Raw genomic sequence first — 8,070 nt, 5'->3', positions numbered from 1 at the left:
CCATGAACATAAAGGCTACATAATTGAGATCGTTGTTGCCGCGTTCGCAGCCGAGGGGATAACCACACAGATCAGTTACATGCCGTGGCTACGCGCCATGCATGAAGTGAAGAAGGGAAATTTCGACGGTCTTCTCACACCGACTGTCGTGGGCTACCCCCAATTCCTGTTTGGGCGCGAAGCTGTCGGCTATCAGGAGTATTGCTTTTACACGAAGAAAGACAGCCAGTGGAAATTCAGCAGCTACAAAGATCTGCTGGGGCGCAGGATGTCCTATCTCAAAGACTCGGGTCTTGGACGAATGGAAGAATTCGTGCACCAGAACAGGAACCAGATTTCTGTCTTCGAGTTCGCCGGATCAGCCGGTTTCACACGCAAGATTTTTGATTTCCTGGCCGATGATCGTACCGATGCCATCATCATCACGTCCGATGTTTATTCCTATTCCCTCAAGAATAACCTTATCAGAGATGACTTTCGTGAAGCCGGATGCCTGGGCAAGGAGAAGCTGGGTGTCGGATTTTCTATAAAGCAACTGAAACGGACGCAGTCGATCGCCGACAGCCTCGATCGTGGCATGCACAAACTGCGGGATTCGCAGCAGCTTCATAAGATTTTAGAACGCTATGGAATGAAGCCGTGGAGTCACGATTGACATGCGGACCTTTGAGCCGGTCTTTGTCATGGAATGCCCCCTAGGCTGGCCAAACCAGCCTCCTCCTCACTTGTCCCGGCCGGAGCCCCAGAACGAATCCAGGACTTTGTCACGACCGCACGAAGATCGATAATATTTGTAACGGATCGGATTTTTTTTGTAGTAATGCTGATGATAATCTTCAGCAGCATAAAAGCGTCCGGCTTTGGTAATTTCCGTCACGATCTTGCCTTTGAAAGGCCCCGTCTTCTGCAATTCATCCTTGGATGCTTCAGCGTCCTTCCTTTGCTCTTCGTTCAAGTAGAAGATTCCGGACCGATACTGAGAACCGCGATCGCAGAACTGGGCATCAGGGGTTGTTGGATCGATTTGTCGCCAAAAAACATGGAGCAGTTTTTTATAACTGACCAGTTTAGGGTCAAACACCAGCTCAACCGCCTCGGTATGTCCCGTTCGACCTGCCGAGACTTCCTCGTAGGTGGGATTGTCCTTGGTCCCTCCTATGTAACCAACGGTTACGGCCAGCACACCGGGGATTTTATCAAAAGGCGCTTCCATACACCAAAAGCAGCCTCCAGCAAAAACAGCCCGCTCCGTTCGAGGGGCTGCAGATGGTGTTCCTTGAGCGCCGGCGTGGCCAGCAACAGCCAAGATACAAAGCATGGCAATATGGGCAAACCAGGACTTCAGCATAAAATTAACCTTTCCAGGCCATCAAGGCTTTTGAGGTGAGGCAGAGAATAAACTTACAAATTCTTCATAACCTTCAGTTTTTAACTTGTCTGCAGGTATAAAACGCAGGGCCGCCGAATTCATGCAGTAACGCAGTCCCGTAGGTTTTGGACCATCGGGAAATACATGCCCAAGGTGGGAATCAGCATAGCGGGATCGGATTTCCGTTCGAACTCCAAACAATCCTCGATCGGCTTTTTCCGTCACAGCTCCTGACACAATGGGTTTGGTGAAGCTGGGCCAACCTGTGCCGGAATCGTATTTATCCAGCGAGCTAAACAGGGGCTCGCCCGACACGATATCGACATAGATCCCGTCTTCTTTAAGATTCCAATAAGCGTTCTTAAAGGCTCTCTCTGTGCTGTCCTTCTGTGTGACATCAAACTGTTCTTCCGTCAGCTGCTTCTTCAAAGTCGCCGCATCGGGTTTCTTATACTGACGGAAGTCCAACGCCAGACCCACCGTACTGAACAGAACGCAGGCAACCGCCAGGTGAATAAACTTCATGTTGAACATGGATGACCTCCTTTTCACACGACCAGATTTACATTTTTTTTGAAATTTTGCCTTGAGTCATTTTCTCAGGGTTCATTTTAGGGTAAAACACGTAGTTTGGTAAAAACAAAGGGGCGGGCATGAAAGCTGCGTCGTTAATTCGCTATGGTGAGGGGCCGTTTGAACTCCGAACGTCCTTTATTCGGCTCTGTGCCTGGTTACAAGGCAAAAACGTGGTCATTCTCGATAGCGATCCGATCGAGTGTGCACGCGCGCTGGCAAGCTCAGAAACCAAGGGCAGCTTTATTGAAACAATTTTCGCGATTCCTGCCTGGCGTCCCCTTTACTCCATCGAGTCAGAAGACGGCCCCAGATGGAAAGAGCTGGCCGACAGCTGCAGCAAAGTTCTGCGCGGCCTCAGGTGGAAGGACGCGCTGGCTGGCCTTATGGATAACGCCATTCAAAAACTGGCGCTCGAGATCGCCCACGAACCTACTCGCAGCGTGGACTCCGAAGCCATTTCCAGGCTCGCGCTTCGCACGCTGTATGAACTCCTGTTCGATACCGCTATCAGCCCTGCGGATGAAACCCTGTTCTACCAAAGTTCAATAGAATGGCGGAAAGAAATCGCCGTGAAAGGTCAAGGCGATGCTGACATCAAAAGCCAGTTCACGCAGCGCCTATTGTCCATCGTCAGCATCTCGAAATATCGGGCCGGGCTCCAGGAATGCAGTGATCCCTTGATATGGCTTTCCGTGTTTGGCCAGCCCTTTATGATCTCTCCCCAAATCAATGTCAGTGACATCATGGTTGCCACCTTCGCGTTTCTGCGCAAGGAACCTCAGTATTATCAGCTGGCTCGTGAGAAGGCTTTAAGCAGCGATTTGAAATATCTCAATGCGATCATCATGGAATCGATCCGTCTGCAGCATCCCTTCCCGATCCTGGAGCGTGAGCTGACGCGGGACCTCCAGCTTAAAGACCGGCTTATGAAGGCAGGAACGCAGATCTTCATTCCACTCGATCAATTTAAACAGGATGCATCGTTCAACCCCAACGCCTGGCTCGACGATGCGGTCCCTCACCCCTATCAAAATCTGGTCTTTGGCGCTGGAAAACGAATGTGCCTCGGTAAGATGCTGGCGAGTCATCTGATGGTCGAAATGCTGAGAGCCTTGCTCGTTCATGTGCCTGAGGCGCAGATTCAACCGGCAAGACAGCATCGCTTCAGCGGACGTAACAATGATGGGAAACAAGGCTTGGCCGAATCCGGCTATCAGCTGCGAAAATTCCTGGGAGCCCTGTGGCGAAGCTATAAGATGGGACGCCAGACAAAATCACAACGCTAAGGTATCTAATGCACAGGGCCCAGCAGGAAGTATTCAGCCACGGTCGAAGCTCCCACGAGAAAAAATATACTTTCAAACATCCAATCCTTGAAGGGTATTTTCAGCAGCTTTTCCACCCAGTAATCAAAGAAACCTGTCGTATAGAGAGGCATTCCAGCTCGTATCCGGCATCGATTTTCCCAGGTCATGAGCGGACAGGGCTTGCCAAGAATCACCTCGGCGGCAATAAACAGGACAATTCCCAAATGGATGTTCCGGAGCCAGGGATCCCGCACCCATGGCCATCCCTGCCATACACCAAGGGGTATGATCAAGGGCATGGTGAGCACGAAGAGAGAACAAACCACATGCAGCGCGAGTATGATCGACGCAAAGCCCTTCCACATTCTGCTTGATCCCACCTTCTTGCCTGGACTGTTAGAATCGCTCCGCGCCCTTACGCACTTGTATCGTCTCGCAAGCAGCAAGTTAAACGAAGCCTGAAAACCCTTCGTTGGCTTCGTTCACCTGGATCACGATGCCTCAGTCGATCACTCGGCTTCAGGAGCAAGATCTGTAATCGAAGCGAGAACCACATGGAGCGTGATATCACCGCACGTAATCTTGCCGGTTCCGTTGCCAATATCGACGAGCGTGCAGCTGATGCCGGCTTGCCCCTGAGGTCCTGCTGGTCCTGCATCACCTTTGGGTCCGCGGGGACCTTCATCACCAGCAGGGCCAGCGACGCCTTGAGGTCCACGAGCGCCTTCATCACCGGCTGGTCCTGGCAATCCTCTTGGGCCAACTTCACCTTTATCACCTTTGAGCCCTACAGGTCCCGCTTCACCTTTAGGACCAGCAGGTCCAGCATCACCTTTATCACCCTTGAGACCAGCAGGTCCTGCTTCACCTTTGTCGCCTTTGTCACCTTTGGGACCAACAGGCCCTGCTTCACCTTTGGGACCAGCAGGTCCCGCGTATCCAGGATAACCCATGGGACCTATATCACCCTTGTCGCCTTTCGGACCAGCAGCGCCACGGTCACCTTTGTCACCCTTGACCCCTTTTTCACCCGTGTCCCCTTTAGCTCCTGGAATACCCACAGGACCCGTGAGTCCTATGTCACCCTTGTCGCCTTTATCTCCTTTTTCCCCTTGAGCACCCTGAGCACCCTGAGCACCGGCGGTACCAGCAGCACCGGGGAGTCCGGATTCACCTTTATCACCCTTATCGCCTTTCTCGCCCTTGGGTCCAGCCACACCTTGCCAGCCGGCATCGCCTTTTTCCCCTTTGGGACCAGCCGGTCCTTGCCAGCCTGTATCACCCTTGTCGCCCTTATCGCCCTTATCACCCTTGGGGCCCCGATCGCCCTTGGGGCCGGGAGGTCCTTGATAGCCGCCGGTCCGAATATCACTGTCCGCGGCGATAGCCATGGATCCGATGCTGGAAAGCAAAAATGCAGACACCAAAGTGAACGAAAGAACTTTCACTGAAAACTCCAGGTAATGTTAGGCAGCCATCCTACAGCAAAAAAAAACAAATGAAAATTTCCAATGGCTAACCACCATCCTGGACGGGCAGGATAATCGTGCGATTATTCTTATTAAAAAGATGAATTTTATGAAAAGCAAAAACAGGGATCCGGGATGAAAATCCATCCCAGAATGATCCGTGTCGTCTCGCATCCACTGATCGCAGATGAGCGAATCCCAACGCGGTGCAAGGTGTAAAATGTCCCGTGTCGTCTCGCAAGTCCCGCAGTTATACCCTGATCAAAGTCAGCGCATCCAAACGCGGTGCAAGGTGTGAAATGTCTCGTTGTTGGTGCCGAAGTCACATTCCCAAGCCTGTTGGGTCGGCTCGGCGCGAATGCTCCACATACGATCGGGAGTCTCCGCCTCCGTCTTCCCAAAGGTGTTATAGGTCAGCGTTTCATTCAACCGATCGAATTCGGCCCGGTCCGCCGCAGCAGGAAGGAGCGCTGTATGATCGTTCATGGGAACAAAATCGTTTCTGATATTCCCACAACTTCCATTGCCTAACTGAACAGCAGATAAGCAGGCCGCGTCACTGGTTTTGAAGTGCACAATCCGGGCATTTTCTGACGAACGGCAATAGAACAAAAGTTCGCGGAAACCCGTAAACGATCGCAGCAACTCATTGCCAGCATGACCCCAATGTTCCGGCACAAGCGATTCATCGACCCCCAAAGCCTGGCTTCCCAGGAGAGGGAGACTGTTGGTCCGCACGTTTAATGCAGGATTGGTGGCGCCTTTGTGATTGTAGTTCAAAATCAAGGTCCAGCCACCGCCATCCGTTTCCATATCACACGAGGCCTGGATGCTCATACCCTCAACCACGCCCTTCTGTGGGTAGATGCTATAAACAGCGCTCGGCAGAAAAGGTTGAGCTGTCTTCAAAGCCAGGCAGCTCTCTGGAAAAAAATCGACGTCCTGCGTTACGGAATCTGTGATGGAAGCTTCGGGATCGACCGGCTTCTGCGGCGGTACGCGGGGTTCATTATCAGCGTTCTCTTGAACATGGGAATCCGCCGTCATAACGGAAGATTCACCTTCATCAGGAGCGCGCGGGGCATGGCGCGCCTGACACGCGCCGAGCTGAATGAGGATGAGACCAAAGGCCATGATGCGATCCATACCATCGCTCCTTTATAAGCCGGAAGAACGGGAAAGGGTCACCGGAAACGTATACTGCAGCCCAATCTGAGATTCGGGAGCCATGGGCGAAGGAAAGCTAAACGTCGCGCCCTTACGCACATAGTCCTGGGTCGGAACGCCATCGATCAGAACCTTCCATAGACCGGCGTCCGGGTTTTGAATGCCAGCCAGGGTGAATTCCATCTGAGGTTCGTAATACTGATAGCTCACGACAAATTCTGTGCGACTTTTGACACCGCAAGTGCTGATCAATTGACCATCCTGGAGCTCAAGGCCGGCACCGAGCTGACAGGTGTTGGCCCCCATTTCCACGTGCGCGCTTTGAGGAATAGGCTGATGCGCCAGCGCGAATGTTCGCGTGCGGGCATCAGGCATCTGATACTGCAACGTGAGCTTTTTGCCAGGTCGGTGAAGGTCCGCTGGAATCGTGAAAAGTCCCTGATTTTCCGTAAAGGGCACCAGCCTGTTTCCATCCAAAATTTGAAAGCTGCTGCTTTCTTTGGCAACAGGCAAAGCATAGGTCAACTGCGGCCCTTCGCGCGAGGTCCAGGCCAAGGATATACGGGCATCATAAGTGGGAGCCGGATCAAATGTGATCGCCATGCCTCGGCCATCGATGCTAAAAGCCTGCGTGGGCTGACCATTGATTTCCGCGTCAAGCGTCTGCCCCAGGGCCGAGGACGAAAGACTGAATGTTCGGTTGAGCGGTTTATCCAACCCATAGCTGACGCGAACCAAGGCGCCAGCCGGTGGAAAGTCATAAAACTCCAGAGTCTGCCCATCCCAGCGGTAGGCCTGGTCACTGACAGGTTGATTGTTGAATTGCACGTCCAGAGTTCCCTGACCCGGTTTTTCCGCAAGCGAGAGTTTTTTCCATAGGGGTCTTCCGGGCACCAGGTAATCGGCCACGAGGCGAGCGCGGGCCGGAGGTTCCTGACCTGCTGCAAAGATAATGGTTTTCTCATTCAGGGTGTATTCGTTGGGTTGAATCACCCGCTCCGTGCCTTGATTCAGCACGAGCTTCAGCTTGAGGCTGCCTGATAACGGCTTTTCTTTGAGTTCAAATCGACTGCCAAGAAGGACCGCGATGTTATCCGAGATGCGATTCAACGTCGTTTTGTAGCTGGCATCACAGATATTCCCATAGTTGACCATGCCCTGGGCTTTATAATTCACCAGGCGTTGATATTGAATGCCCGTATTGGAAGAAGTCACGCAAGGAGCCGCCGGCGGGGAGAAAATTCCATAAAATCCCGCATTTTTGCCAACCTCCAGTCCCAGCTTTTGCTCCACGTACTGGATGAGGTACTGCTCATTCTCGGCGACACTGCCGCGACAATCCGCTCCGTCCGCGCTGCAATTATCTTCGTCAGACACGATCAGAACAGCCACGGATGCATGCGACCGGAGCCAGGGGCGAGACGGACAGGAAAGACCGACAACGGCCTGAAGAATACCTTCCTCATTTGAACTGCCACTGGTCCCAGCGAGGACTGCAGATCGGAATTTTTCCGCCGCATTCGTGTCCGTCGATCGGATCAGGTTCATCAAGCATTGCGGAATGCCATTTTCATAAACCGCCGTGGTGTTGATGACGCCGATCTGCCAGTCGCTGTTGCCGAGCGAGGCCACCAATTCGTGCATCTTGTCGCTTAGATTTCTTTGCTCTTCAGTCATGGAAATACTGTTGTCGATCACCACCAGGATATCGACGAGACCCTTTTTTGCCTGCTGATCAAAAACATCCTGCTTCCCTTGAGACGGATGCCCTTGCTGAAATTTTTCAGTACGGCTGTCACGCCCGACCTGGCGAAAAACCTCTTGATGTTCCTTGTAGATATCCTTCAGCTCAAATTCTGTCCTGACGTCCTGGGTATCGATGGTGAAACTGAGTTTGTCGGACAGGATCTGGGCCGCGGGATAGAGACCCATGATGGTCTCGGGTTCCATGCCGACAGGCGCGGGCAGATTGATCTCCTGACCCTGCATGGGCGCGACCGAGACATCTGCTTCTAAAATAGGCGTCTGCTGCTCGGGGGTTGCACCTTGAAAATCTTTATTGCCGCAGCCAGAGGCATGGAACAGGGGAATAAGCAGGAGGATTCGACATATTTTAGCTTCCAGGACATTCATCATAAGCGTCTCCCATCCTAGGATCTGAACGAATTCCGGGCCGCCGCTG

The 8,070-nt window shown here is 52.6% G+C and carries 8 protein-coding genes; 2 read left to right on the top strand and 6 right to left on the bottom strand.

Annotated features, from left to right (window positions below; translation table 11 throughout):
- A partial coding sequence (locus tag VE954_RS20115; RefSeq protein WP_324956064.1) for an ABC transporter substrate-binding protein occupies nt 1–655 on the top strand: 655 nt, incomplete at its 5' end.
- A gap of 66 nt (nt 656–721) precedes the next feature.
- On the opposite strand, the gene msrA is transcribed toward VE954_RS20115, so the two are convergent.
- Together msrA and msrB are read right to left on the bottom strand one after the other, a co-directional pair.
- A complete protein-coding gene (gene msrA / locus VE954_RS20110; protein WP_324956062.1) occupies nt 722–1,348 on the bottom strand; it encodes a peptide-methionine (S)-S-oxide reductase MsrA in 627 nt (208 codons plus the stop codon).
- Between the two features lie 21 nt (nt 1,349–1,369).
- The gene (gene msrB / locus VE954_RS20105; protein WP_324956059.1) at nt 1,370–1,903 is read right to left on the bottom strand and encodes a peptide-methionine (R)-S-oxide reductase MsrB; all 534 of its coding nucleotides are present in this window, start codon (nt 1,901–1,903) and stop codon (nt 1,370–1,372) included.
- Nucleotides 1,904–2,022: 119 nt separating this feature from the next.
- Here msrB and VE954_RS20100 point away from each other — a divergent pair, with 119 nt between their 5' ends.
- A complete protein-coding gene (locus VE954_RS20100; RefSeq protein WP_324956057.1) occupies nt 2,023–3,231 on the top strand; it encodes a cytochrome P450 in 1,209 nt (402 codons plus the stop codon).
- 5 nt (nt 3,232–3,236) lie between these two features.
- On the opposite strand, the gene VE954_RS20095 is transcribed toward VE954_RS20100, so the two are convergent.
- The 4 genes from VE954_RS20095 to VE954_RS20080 all read right to left on the bottom strand — a co-directional run bounded on the left by VE954_RS20095 (nt 3,237) and on the right by VE954_RS20080 (nt 8,024).
- A complete protein-coding gene (locus VE954_RS20095; protein WP_324956055.1) occupies nt 3,237–3,617 on the bottom strand; it encodes a DUF2784 domain-containing protein in 381 nt (126 codons plus the stop codon).
- 144 nt (nt 3,618–3,761) lie between these two features.
- Nucleotides 3,762–4,700 carry a hypothetical protein gene (locus tag VE954_RS20090; RefSeq protein ID WP_324956054.1) on the bottom strand — a complete coding sequence of 313 codons (939 nt, stop codon included), beginning with the start codon at nt 4,698–4,700 and terminating at the stop codon, nt 3,762–3,764.
- Between the two features lie 288 nt (nt 4,701–4,988).
- Nucleotides 4,989–5,867 carry a fibrinogen-like YCDxxxxGGGW domain-containing protein gene (locus VE954_RS20085; protein WP_324956052.1) on the bottom strand — a complete coding sequence of 293 codons (879 nt, stop codon included), beginning with the start codon at nt 5,865–5,867 and terminating at the stop codon, nt 4,989–4,991.
- A gap of 12 nt (nt 5,868–5,879) precedes the next feature.
- Nucleotides 5,880–8,024, bottom strand: a complete 2,145-nt coding sequence (locus tag VE954_RS20080) for a vWA domain-containing protein (protein WP_324956050.1) — start codon at nt 8,022–8,024, stop codon at nt 5,880–5,882.
- Nucleotides 8,025–8,070 lie beyond the last annotated feature (46 nt).

The organism is Oligoflexus sp., assembly GCF_035638955.1.
Lineage (GTDB): Bacteria > Bdellovibrionota_B > Oligoflexia > Oligoflexales > Oligoflexaceae > Oligoflexus.
This window is presented reverse-complemented; position numbering and strand designations above follow the sequence as displayed.

What these genes read in the sequence shown, in the direction of transcription:
- msrA (WP_324956062.1), bottom strand. Translation starts at nt 1,348, where the DNA reads ATGCTGAAGTCCTGGTTTGCCCATATTGCCATGCTTTGTATCTTGGCT.
- msrB (WP_324956059.1), bottom strand. Translation starts at nt 1,903, where the DNA reads ATGTTCAACATGAAGTTTATTCACCTGGCGGTTGCCTGCGTTCTGTTC.
- VE954_RS20080 (WP_324956050.1), bottom strand. Translation starts at nt 8,024, where the DNA reads ATGATGAATGTCCTGGAAGCTAAAATATGTCGAATCCTCCTGCTTATT.
- VE954_RS20085 (WP_324956052.1), bottom strand. Translation starts at nt 5,867, where the DNA reads ATGGATCGCATCATGGCCTTTGGTCTCATCCTCATTCAGCTCGGCGCG.
- VE954_RS20095 (WP_324956055.1), bottom strand. Translation starts at nt 3,617, where the DNA reads ATGTGGAAGGGCTTTGCGTCGATCATACTCGCGCTGCATGTGGTTTGT.
- VE954_RS20100 (WP_324956057.1), top strand. Translation starts at nt 2,023, where the DNA reads ATGAAAGCTGCGTCGTTAATTCGCTATGGTGAGGGGCCGTTTGAACTC.